The 23948-nt window shown below is 65.5% G+C and carries 24 protein-coding genes; 12 read left to right on the top strand and 12 right to left on the bottom strand.

The window, feature by feature from the left end:
* Window positions 1-24: 24 nt before the first annotated feature.
* Window positions 25-426: a hypothetical protein gene (locus tag BLW38_RS05345; protein WP_092815306.1), complete on the bottom strand. Its 402-nt coding sequence runs from the start codon at window positions 424-426 to the stop codon at window positions 25-27.
* A gap of 76 nt (window positions 427-502) precedes the next feature.
* Here BLW38_RS05345 and BLW38_RS05340 point away from each other — a divergent pair, with 76 nt between their 5' ends.
* Window positions 503-685, top strand: coding sequence for a hypothetical protein (locus tag BLW38_RS05340; RefSeq protein ID WP_092815303.1), 183 nt, complete (start codon window positions 503-505; stop codon window positions 683-685).
* A 194-nt stretch (window positions 686-879) separates the two neighbouring features.
* Complete coding sequence (locus tag BLW38_RS05335) at window positions 880-1983, top strand: DoxX family protein (protein WP_218143027.1); 1104 nt, start codon at window positions 880-882, stop codon at window positions 1981-1983.
* A gap of 19 nt (window positions 1984-2002) precedes the next feature.
* On the opposite strand, the gene BLW38_RS05330 is transcribed toward BLW38_RS05335, so the two are convergent.
* Window positions 2003-2734, bottom strand: coding sequence for a DUF7124 domain-containing protein (locus BLW38_RS05330; RefSeq protein ID WP_092815297.1), 732 nt, complete (start codon window positions 2732-2734; stop codon window positions 2003-2005).
* A 686-nt stretch (window positions 2735-3420) separates the two neighbouring features.
* On the opposite strand from BLW38_RS05330, the gene BLW38_RS16155 reads away from it, so the two are divergent.
* From BLW38_RS16155 to BLW38_RS05320, 3 genes are all read left to right on the top strand, one after another.
* Window positions 3421-3564: a hypothetical protein gene (locus BLW38_RS16155; protein WP_177167427.1), complete on the top strand. Its 144-nt coding sequence runs from the start codon at window positions 3421-3423 to the stop codon at window positions 3562-3564.
* Between the two features lie 522 nt (window positions 3565-4086).
* Window positions 4087-4491 (top strand): DUF5805 domain-containing protein, encoded by a 405-nt coding sequence (locus BLW38_RS05325; RefSeq protein ID WP_092815294.1) that lies wholly within the window; start codon window positions 4087-4089, stop codon window positions 4489-4491.
* Window positions 4484-5569, top strand: coding sequence for a tyrosine-type recombinase/integrase (locus tag BLW38_RS05320; RefSeq protein ID WP_092815291.1), 1086 nt, complete (start codon window positions 4484-4486; stop codon window positions 5567-5569). Before BLW38_RS05325 ends, BLW38_RS05320 begins: the two co-directional genes overlap by 8 nt.
* Before the next feature lie 131 nt (window positions 5570-5700).
* On the opposite strand, the gene BLW38_RS05315 is transcribed toward BLW38_RS05320, so the two are convergent.
* Window positions 5701-7212 carry a DUF790 family protein gene (locus BLW38_RS05315; RefSeq protein ID WP_092815288.1) on the bottom strand — a complete coding sequence of 504 codons (1512 nt, stop codon included), beginning with the start codon at window positions 7210-7212 and terminating at the stop codon, window positions 5701-5703.
* Window positions 7213-7347: 135 nt separating this feature from the next.
* Between BLW38_RS05315 and BLW38_RS05310 the strand changes: the two genes are divergently transcribed.
* Window positions 7348-7749 carry a hypothetical protein gene (locus BLW38_RS05310; RefSeq protein WP_092815285.1) on the top strand — a complete coding sequence of 134 codons (402 nt, stop codon included), beginning with the start codon at window positions 7348-7350 and terminating at the stop codon, window positions 7747-7749.
* Window positions 7750-7777: 28 nt separating this feature from the next.
* Here BLW38_RS05310 and BLW38_RS05305 read toward each other — a convergent pair whose 3' ends face one another.
* Window positions 7778-9118 (bottom strand): DEAD/DEAH box helicase, encoded by a 1341-nt coding sequence (locus BLW38_RS05305; RefSeq protein ID WP_092815282.1) that lies wholly within the window; start codon window positions 9116-9118, stop codon window positions 7778-7780.
* 200 nt (window positions 9119-9318) lie between these two features.
* Window positions 9319-10311, bottom strand: a complete 993-nt coding sequence (mvaD, locus tag BLW38_RS05300; protein ID WP_092815280.1) for a phosphomevalonate decarboxylase MvaD — start codon at window positions 10309-10311, stop codon at window positions 9319-9321.
* 136 nt (window positions 10312-10447) lie between these two features.
* On the opposite strand from mvaD, the gene BLW38_RS05295 reads away from it, so the two are divergent.
* The 4 genes from BLW38_RS05295 (at window position 10448) to BLW38_RS05280 (ending at window position 13468) form a co-directional block, all read left to right on the top strand.
* Window positions 10448-10792, top strand: a complete 345-nt coding sequence (locus BLW38_RS05295) for a 2Fe-2S iron-sulfur cluster-binding protein (protein ID WP_092815277.1) — start codon at window positions 10448-10450, stop codon at window positions 10790-10792.
* Window positions 10793-10871: 79 nt separating this feature from the next.
* A complete protein-coding gene (pyrB, locus tag BLW38_RS05290) occupies window positions 10872-11789 on the top strand; it encodes an aspartate carbamoyltransferase (RefSeq protein ID WP_092815274.1) in 918 nt (305 codons plus the stop codon).
* Window positions 11786-12247 (top strand): aspartate carbamoyltransferase regulatory subunit, encoded by a 462-nt coding sequence (pyrI, locus tag BLW38_RS05285; RefSeq protein WP_092815271.1) that lies wholly within the window; start codon window positions 11786-11788, stop codon window positions 12245-12247. The genes pyrB and pyrI overlap by 4 nt, the downstream gene beginning before the upstream one ends.
* A 360-nt stretch (window positions 12248-12607) precedes the next feature.
* Window positions 12608-13468 (top strand): hypothetical protein, encoded by an 861-nt coding sequence (locus tag BLW38_RS05280; RefSeq protein ID WP_092815268.1) that lies wholly within the window; start codon window positions 12608-12610, stop codon window positions 13466-13468.
* A gap of 45 nt (window positions 13469-13513) precedes the next feature.
* Here the strand turns inward: BLW38_RS05280 and BLW38_RS05275 are convergent, their stop codons facing one another.
* On the bottom strand, window positions 13514-15778 hold the full coding sequence (locus tag BLW38_RS05275) for a thioredoxin domain-containing protein (RefSeq protein WP_092815265.1): 2265 nt from the start codon (window positions 15776-15778) through the stop codon (window positions 13514-13516).
* Window positions 15779-16007: 229 nt separating this feature from the next.
* Between BLW38_RS05275 and purD the strand changes: the two genes are divergently transcribed.
* Window positions 16008-17291 (top strand): phosphoribosylamine--glycine ligase, encoded by a 1284-nt coding sequence (gene purD, locus BLW38_RS05270; protein ID WP_092815262.1) that lies wholly within the window; start codon window positions 16008-16010, stop codon window positions 17289-17291.
* A gap of 391 nt (window positions 17292-17682) precedes the next feature.
* Window positions 17683-18183 carry an acyltransferase gene (locus BLW38_RS05265; protein WP_245710070.1) on the top strand — a complete coding sequence of 167 codons (501 nt, stop codon included), beginning with the start codon at window positions 17683-17685 and terminating at the stop codon, window positions 18181-18183.
* Here BLW38_RS05265 and BLW38_RS05260 read toward each other — a convergent pair.
* The 6 genes from BLW38_RS05260 to BLW38_RS05235 all read right to left on the bottom strand — a co-directional run bounded on the left by BLW38_RS05260 (window position 18180) and on the right by BLW38_RS05235 (window position 23947).
* Window positions 18180-18977 (bottom strand): mechanosensitive ion channel domain-containing protein, encoded by a 798-nt coding sequence (locus BLW38_RS05260; RefSeq protein ID WP_394327074.1) that lies wholly within the window; start codon window positions 18975-18977, stop codon window positions 18180-18182. The two genes, BLW38_RS05265 and BLW38_RS05260, sit on opposite strands and share 4 nt — an antisense overlap.
* A gap of 8 nt (window positions 18978-18985) precedes the next feature.
* Window positions 18986-19795 carry a diadenylate cyclase DacZ gene (gene dacZ / locus BLW38_RS05255; RefSeq protein WP_092815254.1) on the bottom strand — a complete coding sequence of 270 codons (810 nt, stop codon included), beginning with the start codon at window positions 19793-19795 and terminating at the stop codon, window positions 18986-18988.
* Window positions 19796-19903: 108 nt separating this feature from the next.
* The gene (locus BLW38_RS05250) at window positions 19904-20617 is read right to left on the bottom strand and encodes an ABC transporter ATP-binding protein (protein WP_092815251.1); all 714 of its coding nucleotides are present in this window, start codon (window positions 20615-20617) and stop codon (window positions 19904-19906) included.
* A gap of 1 nt (window position 20618) precedes the next feature.
* Entirely contained in the window at window positions 20619-21452 is an 834-nt protein-coding gene (locus BLW38_RS05245) for an ABC transporter permease (protein WP_092815248.1), read from the bottom strand.
* Window positions 21452-22507 (bottom strand): aliphatic sulfonate ABC transporter substrate-binding protein, encoded by a 1056-nt coding sequence (locus BLW38_RS05240; protein ID WP_092815245.1) that lies wholly within the window; start codon window positions 22505-22507, stop codon window positions 21452-21454. The genes BLW38_RS05245 and BLW38_RS05240 overlap by 1 nt, the downstream gene beginning before the upstream one ends.
* Window positions 22508-22753: 246 nt before the next feature.
* Window positions 22754-23947 (bottom strand): redox-regulated ATPase YchF, encoded by a 1194-nt coding sequence (locus BLW38_RS05235; protein ID WP_092815242.1) that lies wholly within the window; start codon window positions 23945-23947, stop codon window positions 22754-22756.
* Between the last annotated feature and the right edge of the window lies 1 nt (window position 23948).

Below are 23948 nucleotides of genomic sequence, written 5' to 3'. Positions count from 1 at the left end.
TCTTGCCGTCGTTTTTTGCGGTCGCTACGCCGTCAGTAGCTCCGCGCCCTCTTGGGAGAGCTCCACGGTGGCGTCCTGTCGCGTCTGTTCTTGAATCTGGTCGATGTTGCGCGTCAGGACCTCGAGGATGTCCTTCGGCTCCGGGTAGACGAGCATGTTCCCGTCCTCGTCCTCCATCACGAGCTGGGTGTCCGAGAGGGTCACCTGGTCGCTCTCGATGCTGGCGACGATCGCCGGCAGCGCCTCCGCCCCGCCGGGATCACCCTCCTCGACCCGAGTGATGTAGACGGCGTCGAGGCCGATCAGGTCCTTGTACTCGCGGACCCGCTCGGCGCAGTTGACCATATCTCTCGTCACTGCGGTCTTGCGTTGATTCCCGTGTTCTCCCTCGTAGCAGTGTTTACACACCCGAAGCTCGATTCGCATACGTCGGTATATCGGAGCCGGACCTAAAGACGGTTGTGCCGGCAACGTTTTGTACGATCGGGGTGTGTGTTACCATATGGCTGGTGTACTGAACATCGTCTACGCCGTCATCGTCGCCCTGGTGGCGATCGTCGGATTCGCCTACGTGCTGACCCAGTCCGACGACGGCACCGGCAAGGAAACGCGATGGAGCGACTGGGGGACGATCGCGGCGGTCGCGTTGTTCGTGGTGGGGCTCGTGTGGGCGACGATGTTCTGATCGTCACGCTCCACACGCACACACCTCACGCACGATCCGCATCGTCGGCGTGACGGCGCCCTGGTGGGACCGTCGGCGTCAGTACGGGCGGCGTCGGCGCTACCAGCATGTCGCTCGTTCACATCGATCGTGTCACGACCACACGACGATTCGGCGCCGATCCTTTTATCCTCCACACTTATGTGTGAGCTATGATGCCGTATAGCGCAAAACCGATCGCGCGCGTGCTGGTCGCTCTCGGGGTCGTTTCAGTGGTCTGTTCGGAGGTCGCGGCCGCCCACGTCAGGTTCGTCACGAACGCCGAGCAGGCGGGCGAAGGACTGACCTTTCTCGCCGACGCGTTGGCCGACCCGGTTAACGTCGCCGTCCTCGGCGGCGGGGGTCTCGCCACGCTCGGCGCCCTCGGAGTCTATCTCCGCGTCCGACCGCTCCAGCGAGACGTTGCGGTGTTCCGTAACGTGATGACCGGCTATCGGGACCTGTTGCCGTGGTTGTTGCGCCTCGGGTTCGGACTGCCGCTCGTGGGCGCCGGCTTCGCGGGCTACTTCTTCAATCCCATCGTCGAGCCGGTCGCCGCTCCCGGGCTCGTCCGCCTGTTCCAGATCGGACTCGGGTTCGCCCTGCTTTTCGGCATCGCCACGCGCGTGGCCGCGATCGTCGGGGTGCTGGTGTATCTGCTGGCGCTCGTCTCCCAGCCGCTGTTGCTGTACTCCTTCGAGTGGGTTCCCGGTCTCGTCGCCATCGCCCTGATCGGTAGCGGCCGCCCCAGCGCGGACGAGGTACTGCAGAAGGTTGCCGCCGCCGAGGGGACCGTCTACGGGCGGATCGATCCGGTTCACCGCGCCGCGTCGTGGCTCAATCGCAATGCCGATCCCTATGAGCGGTTCGTCCCGACGATCATCCGGGTCGGAATGGGCCTCTCCTTCGTCTTCCTCGGCCTCTTCGAGAAACTGCTGGCTCCCGAGATGGCCCTCAGCGTCGTCGAACAGTACGACCTCACCGCGCTTGCTCCGTTCCCCGCCGAACTGTGGGTACTCGGTGCCGGCTTCGCCGAACTCGGCCTCGGTCTCGCGATTCTGTCCGGATTCTTCACCCGGATCTCCGCGTTAACCGCGCTGAGCGTCTTCGTCCTCACGCTGTTCGGAATCCCGGACGATCCCGTTCTCGCCCACATCGGCCTCTTCAGCCTCGCCTCGGCGCTTCTCATCACGGGTGCGGGCGCCTACGCGTTGGACAACCACATCGGCGCCGACAAACCCGCGATGGCCCACGACGGAGCCACCCCGGCCGACGAGTAGCCGTCACTGTGCGGAGGAGCTACCCCTCCTCGAAGTCCCAGTCGGCCTCCGCGGCGGCTGTTTCGAGCGGGACGAACTCCCAGCCGGCCTCTTCGGCGATCCACTCGTCGTCGGGAGTGCCGACGACGGCCAGTCGTTCGGCGTAGAACATCGACGTTTTGCCGATATCGGCGAGTCGTTCGGCGGGACCGGTTCCCGTCCCGTTGAAGAAGTCGGCGTCGATGCCGTGTTCGCGCTGGAACTTGGTGATGACCGGCGCGTCCACGTCACCGACGATGCCGATCCAGTCGGCCCACTCGCGGGCCGAGACGAGGACCAGTTGCGGATCGGCCAGTTCGGAGATGGCGTTGTAGGTCACCGCCATCGTCATGTCGTCGACGCCGCCCCCGTGGGGGCCGGCGGCCATCGGCTCGGCGTCGTCGGGAGCGTTGCTGACGGTCGCGCCAGCCCCCGAGCCGCCGCTGTCGGTCGGGACACCCGCGGGCTTGCTCTCGTTTTTTCGGGGAACACGCGGGATGGGGCCGTCGTGAGTCGCGTCGGTGTCGGTCGCGTCCGTATCTGTCCCACCATTTCCGGGCGTCCCCGATGTCGACGTCGACGCCGACGTTTCCGTCGCTGACGGGTTGGGCGTCGGCGTTTCGGGTTCGTCCTCGGGGGTACCCTCCTCGCGCCACAGCCAGTCGCCGTGATTGGCCGCCGGTTCGTCGGCGTCGTCGGTCTCGAGATCGTCGAGGTCGATCGTGTCAGTCATTGTGGTTGAGTTCGGTTCGTGGAACGGTTTCGGGCGGATCAACATCGGGAGTTCGGTGGAGCCGTCGACACACCCGGGGCAGGCTCGCAACTAACCGCCCTGCGGAGCGGTCCGTCTGCAGGACGCCCTCGCCCCGTTTATTCTTCGAGTTCTTGGGGACAGGTATTCAAAAGCTATGGGGGTGACGGATCAAATTGAATATAGCGACATACAATTTATACGATCGCGTTCGATCGGCGGCGTCCCACGTCCGAGGCCGATCGATGATCGAACGATACGATTCACAACCGCGGTGTCACTCACGACCCGACGAAATGACCCACCACGGCGATCGATACGGTCAGATAATGTGCTATGTGCTCACACTGATCGACGGCGGTGTCGGAACGGCTGGCTGACTGAACCACGGGGCACCGGCAGACTCCGCGACGGCGAGGACAACCGAGACGACGGCCGCCATCCTGTAGCTCGGAGCGGCCCAGTGTGTGGCCCATCCGTGTCCCGACGCATCCGTGTGCCGACCCATCGGTGTACCGACCCATCGGTGTACCGTCATCCGGGCATCGAATCGCCGCCGCTGACGTGCCATACCGAGGTCGTGTCAGTCCCGCGGTGTCTCAGCACGGGTACGACCCGCACCGTACGGCGTCGTCCGTGAAGCACCGAGACGTCCTCGGACCCTAGGGATGGCCGACACCTCGATCCACTCACCCCTCCACCCACCCCACCCACCACCAACCGACGCCGAGAACCGTGAGAACGTAACCGCGATCGACGTGACGGTGTACACACCGACGGACGTCACGAGCACGTCCGAAACCGCCCGCTAACGAGATCCCGAAGTAACGTGGTTGGCGTCCACACGCCAGCCGTTCCGTCACGTGTTTCGCTCGACGCCGTTTCAGCCTCACGGCCGTGTGCGTCCGATGGCGCCAGCATCGACGTCGAGGGCCCAGGATCTGGTGCACGCTGTAGACGTGACTGTGACTCTCACGGCGACTGTGACGACCGGCGTCCGCGCCACGTCGGCGACGACGTCGATCCCCCAGGACGACGTTGATATATACGAAAGATGTTACTAGTGAATTCCCGACCACGTACTCGAACACGGACTCGGCCCACAGCCGATCGTCTCGATCGACGATCGGCGATCCGAACGGCGAGATACGTCCATATAGGTACAACAGAATTGATCCAGATTTATAGTACTATCTATGCCGGAGCTTAGTAATAGATCTCCGCATAACTCATATATTCGGGTCGAATTCTAGGTCCTAAAATGAGGATAAGAGACCTTATCCGTATATCAAGGGATACATTGAAGGAACTGGCCCGAAACGTATCAGTCACCGATGAGCACCGATCTCGATACCGATCGAACGTCGGTCAAGACGTACGTTCCGACGTATCAAAAAACGGAATGGTCCGAACACGCCGAGGAACTCGGGATGTCGCGCAGCGAGTTCGTCCGAACGATGGTGCAGGCCGGCCGGCGGGGTTTCACCGCCGATCTCGAGACCGAATCGGGAACTGACGAGGATCCCGATGATCGGGGCTCGAACCCTGGGGGTGACGGTCTCGAAGAACGGGTTCTCGCCGTTCTCGATGGATCGGCGGTTCACTCCTGGGACGAACTGCGGGAAGCCGTGATCGACGATCTCGAGGAACGGTTGGACGCAGTGTTGGAGGACCTCCAGGATCGGGGATGCGTTCGCTATCGAGGGCGGGATGGCGGGTACGTGTTGGTCGATGAGTAGCGATACAGAATCCCTTGATCCCGCGGACCCCGTCGGCTACTTCCTCGAGGACCTCACCTATCACGGGAAGACCGACCGGACGAAGCGGTCCTACGAGCGCGTCCTCCGCCGTTTCGAGTCGTTCGTCACCGATCGGCGGGGATCGGGGCGATCGGACGCCGACGACACCACGGGAAACGGAACGACGACGAACGTGACCGCACGGGCCACTCACAGGGACTGTATGGCCTTCGTTCACTCCCTCCGAGGTGATCACGCCGAAAGCACGGTGGCGTCGTACGCGGCGTATCTCCACCGGTACTACACGTACATGACGCAGGTCGGTGCCTTCGAGTCGAACCCGATGACGCTCGTGATGGAGGAGATGGACGAGTCGATCGACAAGGATCCCGCCCGCCGCGAGATCGACGTCCCAGCGATGCGGGCGTTTCTCGATCGGGTTCGTCATCCGCTACACCGGGCGGTGATCGTGACGTTGCTCAAGACCGGAATGCGGGTCGGTGAGCTGTGTAACCTCGATCTGCGTGACGTCTCGATGCCCGGATCCCCGGCCGCATCGGCCTACGACCTCGGCACTCGGCCGGCGCTGGAGTCGCGTCCGGATTCGCTATACGTAACGGGCGACGCGCGGGTCGGCGAGCCGCTCAACGGCGAGATCAGGTCGGCTGCCAACAAGCGGAAGCGGGAGACGGTGATCCCGATCGACGACGAGATCGAACGCGTACTCACCGCGTGGCTCGCGATCCGGCCCGACGCCGTCTCCCCGGCCGAACCGCTGTTCATCGGCACGGCGGGATCGTGGGGCGAGCGGCTCGACCCCGAAAGCGTCCGGCACATCGTCGAAGAACACGCACGGGACCACGGGTGGTACCGGACCGGCGGCGGCGCGAGCGAGAACGTGACGCCCCACTACTTCCGGCACTTTTTCACCACCCACCTTCGGGACCGGACCGGCGATCGCGGCGTCGTAAAGTACCTCCGTGGCGACGTCGCCGAGGACATCATCGACACCTACACGCACAACTGGGGCGATCAGGTTCGGGCGACCTACGAATCGCACATCTATGAGCTGCTGTAACCGCTTCCGCACGAATCGGAAGTGACTGGTGGGAAATCGAGACCGGTTTCGTCGGCTCGAATCGGACACGATTCGGTCACGAACCGATCACGAACGATCGCTCACCGACTAATAAATTATATGATGCTATATCAATTGTCGCCCTCCAGCGGCCGGATCGTCCCACCCGACAACCCCTCCCACTCGGTTCGGTATCCGAGCCGTGACAGGACCGGACTCGTCTCGGTGATGTCGGCCGATCGAAGGACGTCCTCGGCGGCCTCGAGGCGCATTCCCGGTTCGAGTCGACCCTCGAGTTCCTCAAGGATGGACGGTCGAACGAGGGTACCGCCGAGCCGCTCGTGGTCGGGGTACGTCACCGCCGAGAGGGCGTCGACGCCGACGGCGTACCGATCGGCGATCGTTTCGAGTTCGATGACGTCCTCCGTCGGTCGGATCGCGTCGGGAAGGGTCGCGGCGGCATCGGCCAGCAGATCCGACTCGTACTCTCTGAGCACGTCAACGACGTCCTTCACCCGAACGGAGTCGGTGTAGGTCACCACCCGGTGGTCGGCGGCCGCGATCTCCTCTCCGACGCCGAGGGAGTCGTCGACCGCGACGATCAGGTCGACCGATTCGACCGATTCGAGCTGTGAGAGCTTCTTGGAGACGTATTCCGGCGTCCAAAACCCCATCACCTCGAAGAACACGCGGAAGTCCGCGTGGTCGTACTCGAAGGCGAAATCGGGGATCATCACGCTCGTTCCGGTCTCGAGCGGTTCGGGCTCGCGGACGAGCGTCCAGTCGAGACCCAGCGACCGAAACCGGCCGGCGAAGTCGGCTTCGACGCCGCTGTCGAAGGACGGTTCGGCGACCGGATCGACGCCCGGAACGGTGACGTCCGCGTCGGAGAGCGTCATCGTCCGTTCGGTCCCCCGGTCGTCGATCGTCGCCGTCAACGCCCAGTCGGGAGCCGCAGCCACCGACCGAAGCAGGCGAGCGAAGGCGGTCCCGTACCGGCGGGTGCGGCGAAACAGCGCATCGGGACCGGTGACCACGAGCTCCCGTCCCGCGTCGGTTCGTTCGAGTTCGTACAGCAGCCCGAGCCGCTTCGTCGCCGTGACGAGTCGCTTCGGGTCGGCCGACCGGACCCGAACGTCCGTCGCGTCGAAGAGCGCGGTCTGGGCCAGCGAGAGGTTGTACTGATCGAGCAGCGTCTCCGCATCCCATCGCGGCTCGAAGCCGACCGCGATCCGTTCGTCCTCACGGTCCGCATACAGCGATTCGTCAACCGCGTCCGGTTCGACCCCGAGGCCCGACGCCGCGGTTTGGAGGGCACGTTCACGCTCCGCGGCGGTGGCGACGCCGATGGATTCGGCGGCTTCGAAGGCCGAGCGTCGAGCTCGTTGGGGCGGCAGCGGCGATCGGGTCTCGAACGTCGTCTCACGCTCGAGCAGAGACGCGAGTCCGCGAACGAGCTTGAAGTCGTCGGCGTCCGCCTCGAGCGCCGTCACCGCCGCCTGGAGATCGGCATAGCGGTCGCCGACGTGCTCCCGAAACGTCCCGATGAGTCGCTCGGCGAGAGGCAGGTCCGTCTCGCTCACGAACTGCGGCGTATATGCACCACCCGCCCGCGAGACGCGCAGGTGGTCCTTCCGAAGCATGGCTGTCCATCGGTCGTCGGTCCGGTAAAACCCACCGGGAGGCAGCATTTGGCGGAACGATCGAATCCGACCGACCGTAGACCCATGAATCCGGGACGGGGATAGACATATGCGTTCTCGAACGGACGGATCGGTATGCGACGACGGGAACTGGTGGTCGCCGCCATCGGTGCTGTCCTCGGAGGGTGTCTCGAACGACGCGACCCATCCGGACCGCGAAACCCGCCGACCGGAGATACACCGCCCGACGCCGACGCGGAGGACACGACACAGCCACCGGGATTGCGGATCGTGGACCGGGACTTCTCTGAGCGCGACGACGGAACCCTTCGGATCGACGCGACGATCGGGAACATGGCCGCCGACCGACGAACCGGAACGCTCGTCGTGACGGCGGCGACGCCCGAGGAGGAGGCGACTGAGACACGGGAGGTATCGGTCGATCCCGGGGCGGAGATCGACGTCACGGTCACGTTCGATTTTCCCTACGAGGCGTTCATCAACGGCGGGAGCCTCTCGGTGAACGTCGAACCGTAACGTACGAGCCACGAGCGACGCCCGTGATTCATCGACGTCGATCCGCGACGCGTTCCTCCGCGGTGTCGGCGGTAACGAGCTCATAGATGGTTGCTCGACCGCCGTCATCCTTCGGACGCAACACGCGACCGAGACGCTGCGTGAACTCGCGTTCGCTCCCCGATCCCGACAGCACGATCGCGACGTTCGCGTCGGGAACGTCGACGCCTTCATCGAGAACGTTGGCGGCGATCACTCGCGAATACGTCCCCTCACGGAATCGATCGAGTATCTCACGGCGTTCCGCCGCGCCGGTTTCGCTCGTGATCGCCGGCAGGAGGAACCGCTCGGAGAGGTCGTAGACGAGGTCCGTATGGGCGGTGAAGACGATGACGCGATCGTCGCGGTGGCGGTCGAGGAGCCGCTCGAGGACGTCCCGCTTTCGATCGGCGTTCATCATGATCTCTCGCGCGCGCTGTTTCGCCAACAGCGCCTCCCGTGCCCGCGGGTCCCGCCCCGACCGCTTGACGAGTTTCTGATAATCGCTGCCGCTCGTCAGCGTGAGTCCGGAATCTCGGAGATACTCGACGAACACGCCCTGTTCGCGCTCGTAGCGCTCGCGTTCCGCGTCGGTCAACTCGACCTCCAGTCGCCGAACGTCGTACGGCGCGAGGTGCTCACCGGCGAGGTCGTCGACGTCGACGGAGTAGACGACCGGGCCGACGAGGTCCTCGACGGCGTGATGGGCACCGTCCGGTCGCTCGAAGGTTGCCGTCAGCCCGAGTCGGTCGGGCGCGGGCAACAGGCGGGCGATGTCCCGATACCCTTCGCCGCCGAGATGGTGTACCTCATCGAAGACGACGAAGCCGAAGGAGTCGCCCACGTCGTCGGCCTTCAGATATGCCGAGTCGTACGTCGAGACCGTGATCGGCTCGCGGCGCTGCTCGCCGCCGCCGAACTGGCCGATCGGCATCTCGAACTCGCGTTCGAGCTCCGAGCGCCACTGGTCGAGGAGGTCGATCGTCGGCACGACCACGAGCGTCGGCCGTCCCCGATCGACCATCGCCGCGATCGCGACGACCGTCTTGCCGGCGCCGGTCGGTAGTTCCACGACGCCGCGATGGTCGGCGTCGGCCCACGCATCGAGCGCCGTATGCTGATACGGCCGCAGGTCGTAGGCGGTCGAGAGCGACAACGGACCGGTCGATACCACGTCATCGTCGACGGAACGCCCGGCCACCTCCAGCGCGCGGCGGATCTCAGCGTACCGAAACGCGGGCGCGCGAACGTCCCCGCTCCGAGCGTCCTCGGTTACGCCCGGCAGCGGTGGCAGCGACTCGTCGGCGTCGATCCGGATCGTCCCGTCCGCATAGCGGAGCCGTACGGTCATTCCTCGATCCCTCCGTATGCCGGTACTGCGCGAGCCGTCGGTAAAGGAACACCGACTGACGGGGATCGGGTTCAAATCGGATGGGGACACACCGACACCGTGCGATAGCACGTCGTCTCGGCGTGGCACGCGGGTGTGCGGGACGGACACGCCGAGTGAATGAGGGGTCCGTTCCGCCTGTTCGCCACAGCGACGTACTCTCAGAACAGCGACTCGCTGGGGTCGAGAACGCGGGCGGGGCCGCCGACCGACCAGACGTCCGTCTCGATCCCGATCTCGGCGATCCGGGACTCGACCTCGTCGACGTACTGTTTACGCGTGTTAACGTACACCGACGCTCCGGTGTCGGTCGAGAAGTAGACCGGAATGCCCTCCTCCCGGAGCTCTCGAACGGCGTTGAACACCGCGATCGTCTCGGGCTGCCAGTAGACCCACCCGGACGGGCCGGTCATCGTCGCCGCGGTCAGCGAGAGCGAATCGTGTTCGGCGAGCTCGAATATCCGGTCGAACGACCCTGCACGGAGCGCGTCGGTCATCTCGGCCAACTGCTCGTGAACGTGTGCCATCCGCGCGTCGAACATATGGCTCGCGGCCGCCTCCCGGTGTGCCTCCTCGGTCTCCTTATAAGCCGGGACGTGCGCCGCGACGATCCGGAGGTCTTCTTCGGGATCGAACCCGTCCTCACCCTCGCCGACCGGGAGCCGCCGCGATCGACAGTCCTCGTCGTTGAGTCCCGTCTCGAGGATGGAGTACGCACCGGTCACCGCGCGCGCGGCCGACGAGGATCCACGGCGAGCAATCGTGGAGATCTCCGGACGCGACAGGTCGAGGCCGGCAGCGTCAGCGAGCGCCATCGCTGCCGCCGCAAACCCCGAGGAGGAGGACCCGAACCCGATGTTCGACGGGAACGAGTTTCGGCTCTCGAAGCGGACCGCGTGGTCGATCCCGGCCAATTCCCGAACGTAGTCAGTCACCAGCTCTATCCGCTCGGCGGCCCGTCCGTCGACGACACCCCCGTCGATGACGAACGTGTCGTCCGTCGCGTCGGGCTCCCACTCGACCGTCGTGGTGGTCGCCGTCGGCGCCGTACAGAGGCTGATGCTGTCGTGGTACGGGAGCCGAAGCTGCTCGTCGCGCATCCCGTGGTACTTCACGAGTCCCTGTATCGGATGGGCTCGAGCGGTGGCTTTCATATCCCACCACAACGGGTAACGCGGGATTAGCGTTGCGAATGGTCGGCTCCGGCCGTTCCGTCACGATCGCCGATCCACGCTCTGCGGACCGATCCGATGGCAAGAGTTTTGCCGACCCTGGGCGAATCCGGTCAGTATGTCCGAGTACACCGTCGAGTTCGCCGGCACCGGCGAGTCGATCGAGGTGTCCGACACCCAGACGATCCTCAACGCCTGTCTCGAGGAGGGGATCGCCCAGGAGTACTCCTGTCGAGTGGGGATGTGTCTCGCCTGTTCGGCCCATATTCTCGAGGGGGAGGTCACACAGCCCGCAGCACGGGGGCTAACCGACGAGGAGGCAGAGGAGTACGCACTCACCTGTATGGCTCGCCCGAAATCCGATCTGACGCTTGAACGCGGCGTGTACCCACCAAGCATTGAGGACGCGACCGGTGAGGATGCCGGACCGGATGCCACCGGGGCGGCGACGGCCGACGACTGAGTGGTCCATCGTCGAGTCCGAACGGACGATGCTTGCGGACCCGACGGATTCAAGATGCTCCCCGACCGCCGGATAGACGATGCGTCAGGACCACCTCATCACCGCGACACAGCTCTCGCGGCCCGACATCGAGGCGGTACTCGATCGGGCCCGCGAGATCGACGGGTCACGGGAGGCGTTCGAGCAACGATATTCAGGGTCCGTGCTCGCGCTCTGCTTTTTCGAACCGAGTACCCGGACGAAGATGAGCTTCGAGACCGCCGCGAAACGGCTCGGTGCGGAGACGATCGATATGGGATCGATCGAGTCCTCCTCAGTAAAAAAGGGTGAGTCCCTTGCCGACACGGTCCGCGTGATCGAGGGATACGCGGACGCGCTGGTCTTGCGACACCCGAGCGAAGGATCCGCGAAGATGGCCTCCGAGTTCGTCGACGTCCCGGTCATCAACGCCGGCGACGGCGCCGGTCAACATCCGTCGCAGACGCTTTTGGATCTCCACACGATCCGGGAACGACACGGGCTCGATGACCTCACGATCGGGATCATGGGCGATCTAAAGTACGGACGAACGGTCCACTCGCTTGCGTCCGCGCTGACGAACTTCGACGCGACCCAGCACTTCATCAGCCCTGAATCGCTGCGGTTGCCCCGGTCCGTCAGGTTCGATCTTCACGAGTCGGGTGCCCAGGTCCGCGAACACACCGAACTCGACGCAGTGCTCCCGGAGCTCGACGTATTATACGTGACCCGGATCCAGCGTGAACGGTTCCCCGATGAGAACGAATACCACCAGATAGCCGGCGAATACCGGATCGACGCCGACACGCTGTCGGCCGCCGATCCGGATCTGACCGTGATGCATCCGCTGCCCCGCGTCGACGAGATCGCGGCGGACGTCGACGAGACGTCCCACGCACGGTACTTCGAACAGGCACACAACGGGGTCCCGGTTCGAATGGCGCTTCTGGATATGCTCCTCGGCGGTGATGCGGCATGAGTCCGGACCGCGAACTCCGCGTCTCGAAGATCCGGAACGGGACGGTCATCGACCACATCACCGGCGGGCAATCGCTGAACGTGCTCGCGATCCTCGGGATCGACGGATCCGAGGAGTTCAGCCTCTCGATCGGGATGAACGTCCCCTCCGATCGGCTGGGTCGCAAGGACATCCTCAAAGTCGAAGGGCGGGAGTTGAGCCAGTCCGAGGTCGACGTCCTCTCGCTCATCGCGCCGGAGGCGACGATCAACATCGTCCGCGACTACGAGGTGGTCGAGAAGAACCGGGTCGAGCGACCGACGGAGGTCGTCGGCGTGCTCTCGTGTCCCAACCGGAACTGCATCTCGAACGACGACGAGCCGGTCGAGACGCGCTTTGCGGTGATGGACGACGGCGTGCGGTGTGATTACTGTTCGGAGATCCTGCGTGACCGGATCGCCGAACACATCGACGTGTGAGGCAGTGATCCACGGGAAGTACGCTGCGGAGGTTCATGGAACGGTCGCCCATCGACGCCACACGAGAAACCGACGTCGGGCACGCGAACCGTCCTCGGATGCGAACCGTCCCGGTAGTTTTTAGCCATACGATACGTACCGTTACATATGGGCACGAAAGCGAAACTCCTGGTCGCATTGGCCCTCGTAGCCACCGTCTACTTCATCGTCTCCGGCGATAAGGAGCCGGTGGAAGTCGAATAACGAGTCGATCGAACAGCTGACAGTCCCACGAGCCGGTCGGGTCATACCGTCCTCCGAACCGATCCCGTCCGGCCCTCGAACATCCCTTTTAACCACGGCCATCGAGTAGCGTCGTGTATGTACGGGGTGGTCACGCGCAACGCCGACGACGTATCGATCGGCGAGTTCGATCGCGGGTTCTACGAGGTGAAAGACGTCACCGGGCGAGCGGCCGAGCCGATCGCGAACGCGGTCAATATGGTGTCGTGTTTCGGTGATACCGCGGCAGCCGACGATGACTCGGGGCTCGTTCCGGTCGACGACCGCGGGTTGCCGGCAAGTCGCGACCGGACGGAGTTCGAGTGGACCCATATCTGTCCGACACATCCCGAGTATCGGCGCGGACTGCTCGAGATGGTCGAGGACTGTGCCGCGGTCGCCCCCGACGTCAGGCTCGACGACGTTGGATTCCCACGGGAAGGATACTGTCGGTGTGAACGCTGTGAGCGGCTGTTCGACGAGAGCGACCACGACGAGTGGGCGGGCTGGCGGGCGGCCACGATCACCGACTTCGTCGCCGCAGCCGCCGATCGGGTGTCCGGGCGGACCTATCTCTCGGTCCATCCGGACCCGTACCCGGGACACCTTCGCACGCGATCGGGGATCGCCGTCGACGCGGTGGCCGATCACGTCGACGAGTTCGTGGTGCCGATATACGACACCGAGTACGCGACGACCTACTGGCTCGAGACGATCGTTCGGGGGTTTCGATCTCGGCTCGGCGGCGACTACGACGTCCACGGCGCGCCGCCGGAGACGCCCGTCTCGGTCGAGTTGTACGCCGCGGACGTCGACGTCGATGCGTTGATCGAGGCGACCGAAGCGGTCGAACCCTACGCGAAGGACGTCCTGTTCGGCTACGAGGCGGCCAACGCCGCCGCGGCGCTCCGGCGGCGAGATGCGGACGCACGAGGCGGCGAAGTGCACCGGCCGGAGTGATAGGATTCAGGGTGGAGAGCAGCGCTCGATCCGGTCGAGAGCCGATCACAGCCAGTCGAGCGCGGCCTCGATATCGGTCTTCGGCGGCGAACATGCGAACCCACGGCACGCGTAGACGGTCGGCTCTCCGTCGATCGCATCCCGGCCGTCCCAGATGGGGGGAACCCCTTCCACACCGATCTCCCGACACCAGTCGGCGGTTGCCGCCGACGTTGCGGGGCGCGGGGCGATGACTGCTCCAGGGAGGAACCGCTTCGAGAGCGTTTCCCGCCACGATTCGGCGCGGTCATCGGCGGCGAACACGAGCTCGATCCCACCGTTCGCGACGCGATCGGCAGCCAGAACGAGCGACGCGTGTTCGAGCGGTCCGGCTCGGATCCGGTCGGCGTGTGTCCCCAGAACGGTCTCCGCGACGGAGCGGTACGAACGGTCACGAACGAATCCGTCGAGCTCGGCAAGCAATTCGACCGCGACGCCGACGCTCGAGGGCAGCGATCGGTCGGTCAACGACTGGGTACGGACCGAGAGGTCGCTCGGACGAGCAGCCTCATCAGCGGACTCGTCGGCGGGCTTGCTCGGAACCGAGTAGATCGTGCCTGCCTCCTCGTCGTAGAAATCCGCAACGATCCGATCGGCGAGTTCGATGGCGAACCCGAGCTGATCGGGACGGCCGGTCACCTGATACGTGTCGAAAGCGCCGCGCGCGAGGAACGCGTAGTCATCGAGATAGCCCGGGCCCGTACGGTCGCCGTCGATCCACCGTCGGTCGAGTCGACGGTCCGCCGCGTCCCACAGCCGATCGCGAACGAACTCGAGGGCCGCGGTCGCCCGCTCCGAAAGCCCCGGGTCCAACGCACGTGCGCCCGCCGCGAACGCGGAGATCGCTCGCCCGTTCCAGCCCGCGATCACTTTCTCGTCCCGTGCCGGACGCGGCCGACGATCGCGGGCCTCGTACAGATCGAGGCGGGCCGCACGCAGCCGGTCGCGGACCGTCGATCGGTCGAGTCCGTGGTCGGTCGCGAGTTCCTCGATCGACGTCGATTCGGTGAGCACCGTTGTCCCGCGTTCGAAGTTTCCGGCAGGGGTCACGCCGAACCGGTCGCGAACGAGTGATGCATCCGGTTCCTCGAGGACGGCGTCGATCTCCGCGGGCGTCCAGGTGTAGAATGCACCTTCAACCGGATCGGGCGCTGCCTCCGACGCATCCGTCGTCGACCCGCGACGGGAGTCGGGCGGAACGCTCCGGGCATCGAGGGTGCTGAAGAAGCCGCCGTCCGGGTGGGAGAGTTCACGATCGAGGAAGGCGAACGTCTCCTGTGCGAGGAGCCCGTATCGCGGGGTCCCCGTCGCCTGAAACGCGTCGAGAAGCACGCGAGGGAGCTCCGCGTTGTCGTACAGCATCTTCTCGAAGTGTGGCACCGTCCAGGAGCGGTTGGTCGCGTAGCGATGGAATCCGCCGCCGACGTGGTCGTATATTCCTCCCTCACCCATCGCATCGAGAGTCCCCGTCGCGGCCTGTAGGGCCGCGTTCCGGTCCGTAGCCGCCTCACGACCGATGTCGGTCCGGTCAGTCGTTCCATCGGCGGTCCGGTCAGTCGTTCCATCGGCGGTTCGGTTGGCGGAACCACCGGCTCGAAGCAGCAGATCGAGCCGACGCGGCTGGGGGAACTTCGGGCCGCTCGTTCCGAACCCCCCGTGTTCCTCGTCGTACCCGCGAACGGCGGCCGCAGCTGCCTCCTCGAGGACCGCCGATCCCGGGGGGTCACCGGGATGCTCCGGAACCGACTCGACCTCATCGCGGGCTGCGGCCATCCACTGATCAGCTCGGGATTCCATTTCGGCCCGCTGTTCCGGATCGCTCCAGGAGTCAGCGATCCGGTTGCAGAGCTCGAGGAATCCGGGACGCCCCCGCGTCGGCTCCCGCGGGAAGTACGTCCCGATGTAGAAAGGTTTCCCGTCGGGCGTACACCACGCCGACAGGGGCCATCCGCCGCCGCCGGAGACGAGCTGACAGACGGTCATCAACACGTCGTCGACGTCGGGCCGTTCCTCGCGGTCAACCTTTATCGGGACGAAGGACTCGTTGAGGGTCTCGGCGACCGTGGGATCCGAGAAGCTCTCCTCCTCCATCACGTGACACCAGTGGCAGGCGGCGTAGCCGACCGAGACGAAGAGGGGGACGTCGTGTTCGGCGGCGGTCTCGAAGGCACGATCGTCCCACGGCTGCCAGTTGACCGGATTGTCGGCGTGTTGACGGAGGTACGGACTTCCCTCCGCGGACAGCCGATTCCGGTCGGTCGGTGTGGACATAGCTGCCGGTACGGCGGCCACGGTGAAAAGCCGTCGACACTCGAAGCTCCGAGCGCGCCGTCGACCGGGGTTCTCGAGTCTTGGCTCGACGGCGGTTGAGGTCGGCGACGACCGGAATCGACGACCCCCGTGTTCGACGATGGTGATCCCCGGCTCTGATCCACGATCGTGGTTGTATCCGTCGGATGTAACGACAAGATTTACACTACCGTGCGGAAACCCCTCGCGTATGACCGAGACCGTGTTGCTGATCGGTGGCGGCGGCCGCGAACACGCGATCGCCCGCGCACTCGCTCCGGATTGTGAACTTCACGCCTGTGCGAGCAACCGGAACCCCGGGATCGCCCGGCTCGCGGAGGGGTTCGAGACCACCTCGGAGACGGATGCGGCGGCAATCGTCGACTACGCCGAGTCGATCGACGCGAGTGTGGCCGTGATCGGCCCCGAATCGGCGCTTGCCGCCGGCGTCGCCGACGCCCTCGATGAGGTCGGCGTATACACGTTCGGCCCGCACCAGGAGGCGGCACGGATCGAGACGGACAAGGCCTACCAACGGCGGTTTATGCGGAACAACGACATCCCGGGCTGTCCGGATTTCGAGACGTTCACCGATATGGAGGCCGCCTGCGAGTACATCGATGAGTACGACGGCGACCTCGCCGTCAAACCCGTCGGACTCACCGGCGGGAAGGGCGTCAAGGTGATCGGCGACCAGGTCACCGCCGCCGAAGCGAAGGAATATCTCCGGGAGTCCGAGTACGACCGCGTCGTGTTGGAGGAACGGCTCGTCGGTGAGGAGTTCACGATCCAGGCGTTCGTCGCCAACGGCGACGTGCGGACAACGCCGGCGGTCCAGGACCACAAACGCGCCTACGAGGGCGACGAAGGACCGAACACGGGTGGGATGGGTTCCTACTCCGACGCCGAGTTCTCGCTGCCGTTTATGGACGACGGAGACTACGACGACGCCGTCGCGGTCATCGAGGCGGTCGTCGAGGCGCTGCCGGAATATACGGGCGTCCTCTACGGACAGTTTATGCTCACCGCCGAGGGACCGAAGGTCGTCGAGTTCAACGCCCGGTTCGGCGACCCGGAGGCGATGAACACGCTCCCGGTACTCGAAACGCCGTTCATCGACGTGATCACCGCCGCTCGCGACGGAGAGAGCCTTCCGGAGCTGTCCTTCGCCGAGCGAGCCACCGTCTGTAAGTACGCCGTACCCGATGGCTACCCGACGGGCCCGGACGCGGGCGCCCGCATCGATGTCGACGAGGAAAGCGTCGGGGACGCGCTGCTGTTCTACGCCAGCGTCGACGAGCGGGAGGACGGGCTCTACACGACGACCTCACGCGCCTTCGCCGTCGTCGGGTTGGGGGCGTCGATCGAGGCGGCGGAATCGGTGGCCTCGGAGGCGCTCTCCGCCGCCGGCGATCGGGTGCGGATCCGACACGACATCGGAACCGCGTCCCTCATCGACCGACGGCTCGAGCATATGGACGCCATTCGGGAGTGACTGCCCGAGTGCTTGCGAGCAGGTGACGCATTCCGTCGGTCCGGGGCGGTGGGGTCCGGGAAGATCCCACGACGGCGCGTCACGCACCCGCCTGGACCGTCGTGGGTCGGTGGGATCACGGCACGCGGACGGATGCGTCGGCATTCGGTTTGAAGGGTCGGAACACGGGACCCGTGACCGGAGGCGGCGCCGTGACTGGGGGCGGCGGTGGGCAGAGAGACAACCGCGCGCGGAGGTAGTCGTGAGCGCGAGGTCTTTAACCACGGGGAGCGGATCGAACGGCGTGAACGACGAGCACCACGGGGCGTCGGAGCGCCCCTCGGATCCCTCAAGCCCCGGGGACGAGGACGTCGACGGCTCGGGCGAAACCGGGCCACGGCGTCGTGACCAGTTGGACCGGGTCGCGACCCCGGGACCGCGCAACTCGCTGTGGTCCTGGCCGGACGCGAAGTCGCCGCTCGTCGTCGTCAGGAACTATCTCGTGATACTGGCGTGCCGGATCTCGCCAAGCCTCCGGCTCAAGAACTGGTTGTTGCGGCGGATCGGGGTCTCGGTCGGCGCGGGCGTCTCCTGGGGGCTGGAGTCGACGCCGGACGTGTTCTGGCCCGAGCGGATCTCGATCGAATCGGACGCGATCGTCGGATACGACGCCACCCTGCTGTGTCACGAGTTCCTCCAGGACGAATATCGGCTCGGCGACGTGGTGGTGCGGCAACGCGCGATGATCGGCGCCGGCGCGATCGTGTTGCCCGGGGTGACGATCGGGGAGGACGCTCGTGTCGCCGCCAACTCGCTCGTGACCAAGGACGTTCCGGCCGGGACGACCGTCGCCGGCGTGCCGGCCGAGGTGGTCTCCGAACGCGAAGCCGAGACGTCCGGTGAGCGGAGCTAGTCCCGTATTCTGACGATCCCCTCACGGAACACGATGTGGTTCGGCAGGACGTGTTCCTCGCCGTCGGTCTCGATGTGCGTGACGAACAGGTCGACCTCCTGAACGATCCCGCGTCGGTCCGCGACTTTCACCTCGTCGCCGATCCCGTACGGGTGTCGCAGGAGGAGAAACACTCCGGCGGCGGCGGCAGCGAGCAGGTCCTTGGTGGCCAAGGCGGTGAGCACCACGAGCGCGAACGCATAGGCCGCAAGTAGGACTATCAACGCCAGGGTCGCGACGCCGATCTGATCGAGGGCGATCAGGGCCGCGACGTAGACGACGCTGTATTTCGCGACGGTGGATATCACGCCCGTTTCCGGGAGTTTGACCCCGCGGAGCCGTTCGGCGACGTATAACTCGATCTTGTCGCCGACCACGATCCCGACGATCAGGACGACGATCGCGATGAACAGCCGCGGCACGAACGTCGCGACGTCGCCCCAGAAGAGCTCGGTGTATTGGACGTCGGCGACCGACAGGGCCGTGAGGACGGCGATCCCGACGATGAAGTAGTTCGAGAGTTTCGCAATGATGGTCACCGTCGAGAGCCCGAACCCGCGTACGGTTCGCTCGAAGGCGGTTCCTTCGGTAGACGCCGGAACGCCGGCTCGTTCAAGCAGTCGTCGGTTGACCACTTCGACGAGGTAGCCGGCGATGACTCCGAAGATGACGATGAATAACGCGAGCCAGATGCGCGGCGGAACCAGCGCGATCACCTCCGAAACCGTTTCCTGTACCGTGATCGGGACGGACATCCCCGTCATCAGTACGCCTCCGGATCGACCTCGAGGATGAGCCGTCCCCCCTTGAACGCCCGCACGAGCCCGTCGGACTCGGAGAGCACGATCGCGGTCGCGTTCGTGTCACGCGTGATCGCGCCGGCGGCCATGTGCCGTGCGCCGAGTCCCTTGGGAATGTCGACACCCTCGGCGGCCGGCTCGAGGTAGCGGTACGCGGAGACGATCTTCCCCGAGTCGGAGATCACGAACGCGCCGTCGAGCCGGGAGAACTCCTTCAACATCACGTTCACGATCGGGTCGCCGACGTGAACGTGGCTCTTCTCGAAGGGGTTGTAGCTGAGCGGTCGCGATTTGTTCATCACCTTTCCGGCGTCCCCGACGACGAACAGCGCGCCGACCGGCTTGCCTTTCTGGCCCTTCTTGCCGAGTTCGATCGCCACCTGGAAGACGTCACGGATGACGTCCGGGTCGGCTCGTGAGTCGACGAACAGGTCGTAGATCCCGGACCCCATGTCCTCGGTCGCCCGGACGCGGATCACCGAATCCGCGTCGTCGGCGAACACCGCCACCGAACAGGCGATCGCGTCGCCCTCCTCGACGATCCCGTTCTCGACCGCGCCCTCGATGCCGAACCGGATCCGGTCGCGGACGTTATCGAACTCCAGCGGGAGTTCGACGAACGTCTCGGCGTCGACGTCGTTTTCGGTATCGACGACGACGACGTCGACGTCGGCCTCGCGGAACCGGTCGTGAAACGATCCGCTCGGGGAAAACAGGAAGACGTCGTCGACGTCGGCCACGACGTCGCCGAGAAGGTCGGTGAGGGTGGACATCGTTACTTAAACGTCCGACCCCGTATATAAAGCAGTTGTGCCGTCGTCACGCGCGCGTCTGACGGATGGCGGAACGGCTGTTCCCTCGGCAGTGGGGAGAGGGGGCGATCACACCCCGAGCGCGTCCGTCACGCGCTCGCGAGTCTCGATCAGCCGCTCGTCCGTTCGATCGCGGGGTCGATCGAGAGGCACCTCGACGTCCGCGACGACGGTGCCGGGCTGGCCGCCCAGCACGACGACACGGTCGGCGAGGTAGACGGCCTCCTCGACGTCGTGGGTCACAAGGACGACCGTCGCGTCGATGTCGTCCCGCACGTCGAGCAGGAACTCCTGTTGCTCGACCTTCGTCAGCGCGTCGAGCGCGCTGAACGGCTCGTCGAGCAGGAGGGCCTGCGGGCCGTACGCCAGCCCACGAGCGAGCGCGACCCGCTGGGCCATCCCGCCGGAGAGTTCCTCGGGAAGTGCCATCTCGAAGCCGTCGAGTCCGACGCGGTCGATCAGGTCGTCGATGCGGTCGTCGGTCACCGACTCGTCAAAGCCGATCCGAACGTTCTCCCGGACGGTCGCCCACGGGAGCAGGCGCGGGTCCTGAAAGACGACCCCGACGTCGTCGCTGCCGCCGGCGTTCACCGGTGTCCCGTCAATCGAGGCCGTCCCGTCGAAGCCCGACTCGAGGCCGGCGAGCACGCGCAGCAGGGTACTCTTCCCGCAGCCGGACGGACCGACGACTGAGACGAACTCCCCGTCGTCGGCCGCGAAGTCGACCTCGCGGAGCGCGACCGTGTCGTCGTAGGTCTTGGTGAGCGAGCGCGTCTCGATCATCCTAGGCGCTCCAGTAGACGAGTCGTCGCTGTAACGCCTTCACACCGATGTCCGAGAGGTTTCCGAGTGACGCGAACAGCAGGATCGAGCCGACGATGATGTCGGGACGTGCGAGCACCCGGCCGTCGCTCAACAGGAAGCCGAGGCCCTGGCTGGCGGCGATCAGCTCGGCCGCGACCACGAACATCCACGCCAACCCGACGCCGCCGCGGATGCCGACCAGCAGGTTCGGGAGGGCGGCGGGGAAGACGACGCGCCGAAGCGTCTCGAGGCGGCCGACGTCGTAGACCTCGACGACCTCGAGGAGGTCCTCGTCGATCCCCTGGATCCCCGTGGAGAGGTTGAGGTACACCGGGAAGAACGCACCCAGCGCGATGAGCGTCACCTTCGCGCTCTCGCCGATGCCGAACCACAACAGGAACAGCGGGACCCACGCCAGCGAGGGAATGTTCTTCATGCTCTGAAGGAGGGGATCCAGCAGGTCGTTCGCGAGCCCGAACAGCCCGGTGATCGTCCCGAAGACGATCCCGGCGCTCACGCCGAAGAGCACGCCGAACGCGACGCGCTGGATCGTGACGCTGAGGTGGCCCCACAGCTCGCCGGAGGCACCCATCGCCACGAACGTCGAGAGGACGGTCATCGGCGCCGGTAGCTGGTGGGGCTGGAAGACGCCCTGGGTGATGAGCAGGTGCCAGCCAACGACGAGCAGGCCGGGTACGACGAGGCCGAGGGCACGGCGCGGGAAGCCAATCGCGGACGGAGAACGGTCGCGAACCCACGCGGTCAGACGCTCCCCGATCGCCGTCACGCCGTCGTGGTCCTCGACCGTCGCCATCAGTTCACCACCTCGCGTGCGGTCTCGGAGTCGATCAGCTCGTCGATCCGCGCCTGGAGGTCGGCGTCGGGCTGGACCATCCCCTCGTCCTTCAGGATGGGCGCCAGCGTGGAGAGGAGGTCACGATGCTGCTCGCCGGGGAGCGCGGTCGAGAGGTCGTTTCGCTCGACGAACACGCGCTCGGCGACCGCCTGGGACATGTCCGATTCGGCGGCGAGGATCGACGCCGTCTCCTGGGGATTCTCGAGTGCCCACTGGCGCCCGCGCTCGTAGGTCTCGAGGACCCGACGTGCGTCCTCGGGATGGTCCTCGAGGAATCCATCGAGCACGTTGAGGAAGCCGTAGGTGTTGAAGTCGGGCTCCCGGAAGAACAGATCGACGTCGTGTTCCAGCTCCAGCTCGGCCATATGGGGGTCCAGACCGGCCCACGCGTCGACGTCGTCCTGCACGAGCGCCGACTGCCCGTCGGGATGCTGGAGGTGGACGACCTCGACGTCGGACTCGGAGAGTCCGGCGGTCTCGAGGGCCTGGAGCAGGAAGAAGTACGGGTCGGTTCCTCGCGTCGCGGCGACGCGTTTGCCCTCCAGGTCCGCGACCTCCTCGATCCCCGAGTCGGATTTGGCCACGAGCGCGGTCCACTCCGGCTTCGAGTAGATGTACGGCGTCCGGATCGGGACGCCGTTCGTGCGTGCGAGCAGCGCCGCGATCCCCGCCGTCGAGGCGAACTCGGCGGACCCGCTCTGGGAGTACTCGTTGGCCTGGTTGCTTCCGAGGCTGAGCACCCACTCGATCGAGACGTCGTCGTCGGCGAACTCCTCCTCGAGCCAGCCGTGGTCCCGGAGCACGAGGCTGATCGGGTTGTAGTAGGCCCAATCGACCGTGATCGTTCTACCGTCGCCGCCGCTCGATCCGTTCCCGGAATTCGTTCCGGACCCGTCGTTCGAGCCGCCGGCGTTGCCGTTTCCGCCACCGCTTCCGCCGGTCGCGATGCAGCCAGCCACGAGCGGCGTGGCGATCGTCGTTCCGGCCGTCGTCAGGAATCCTCGTCGGTCCATCTTGCCTCCACGTACCGGCCGTATCCCCTATAAAGTATGCATAAATGGAATATTTATTCACATCTATGATGCTTGTTAGTTATTTCTGAGTCGTGGCTGTCGGGCGGAATGACCCGAACGTCTCCTTCAAAATCTGAACGGACTGTATTCGTGGCTGCGTGGGAATATCACCCATTCTCTAGCATCCGACCGGTCGCGTGCCAAAAACAGGATATGGTTTCCGCTATCTCCGTCGGGAGGGTCGGATCACGGCCCGGCCGTCGAGACGACCTTGATCACGTCGCCCTCCGTGAGCTCGTGGTCCTCCCCGATCCGGCGGTTCGACCGCGCGTCGATCGCGTGGAGGTAGCCCTCGCCGATGTCCGTGTGGACGGCGTACGCGAGATCCCTCGGGGTCGCGCCCGCCCGGAGCAGAAACGCGTCGGGAAGGACGTTGCCGCGGGCGTCGGTCCACTTCGAGGCGTCCTGGACCGGATACGCGGTGAACCGGTCGAGCCGATCGTACACGGCCGTGTTCAGGGCCGTCTGCACGCCGGTGTCGCCGATGTCGTCGATCACGTCACGAATCTGCTCGAGACCCTCGCGCTGCTCGTCCGAGACCGCGTCGTCGTCGACGATATCGAACCCCGGATCGCCGGGGTCATACTCGACGACGCCGGCGTCGGCGGCCCGCCTGAGTCCGAGCTCGCCGTCGGCGGTGGCGAACACGACCGGCTGGTCGGTTTGCTCCCGAAGCCGATCGATGTTCGCCTGGGGCGCGGCGTCCGCCTTGTTGGCGACGACGACGATCGGTTTGCTTCGGCGGCGAAGGTCCCGGGCGAGCCGTTCGCGATCCTCGTCCGTCCACTTAAATGGGTCATTGGGATAGTCGATCGACCGGAGGACCGCCGTCACGTCCGCCGTCGTCGCGCCGAACCCCGTAAGTAGGTCGGTGAGTGCCTCCTCGAGGTCGAAATCGGGCGATCGTGACTTCCGTTCGACGCCCTCCCAGTTGCGGTCGATGATCCCGGCGAGCCAGAGGTTCATCTCGCGTTCGATGAAGTCGACGTCCTCGAGCGGATCGTGGCTCCCGACCGGAACCGGTTCCCCCTCCGCGTCGGTTCCGCCGGAGGCGTCGACGACGTTGAGGATGACGTCCGCGTTGGTCAGCTCGTCGAGGAACTGGTTGCCCAGCCCCTTGCCCTCGTGTGCGCCGGGGACGAGCCCGGCCACGTCGAGGAGTTCGACCGGAACGTATCGCGTCCCGCCGCGGCAGTTCTCCGCCCCACATCGCTCGTTTCGAGCGAGGCACGGACACTCGGTACGGACGTGTGTGACTCCTCGGTTCGCGTCGATCGTCGTGAACGGGTAGTTCGCGACATCGACATCGGCCATCGTTGCAGCGGTATACAGGGTCGATTTTCCCGCGTTCGGTTTGCCAGCCAGCGCGACCGTCACCATC

This window comes from Halopenitus malekzadehii, from assembly GCF_900108505.1.
GTDB classification, from domain to species: domain Archaea; phylum Halobacteriota; class Halobacteria; order Halobacteriales; family Haloferacaceae; genus Halopenitus; species Halopenitus malekzadehii.
Note: the sequence above shows the minus strand (reverse complement) of the source record. Positions and strands in the feature narration are given on the sequence as shown.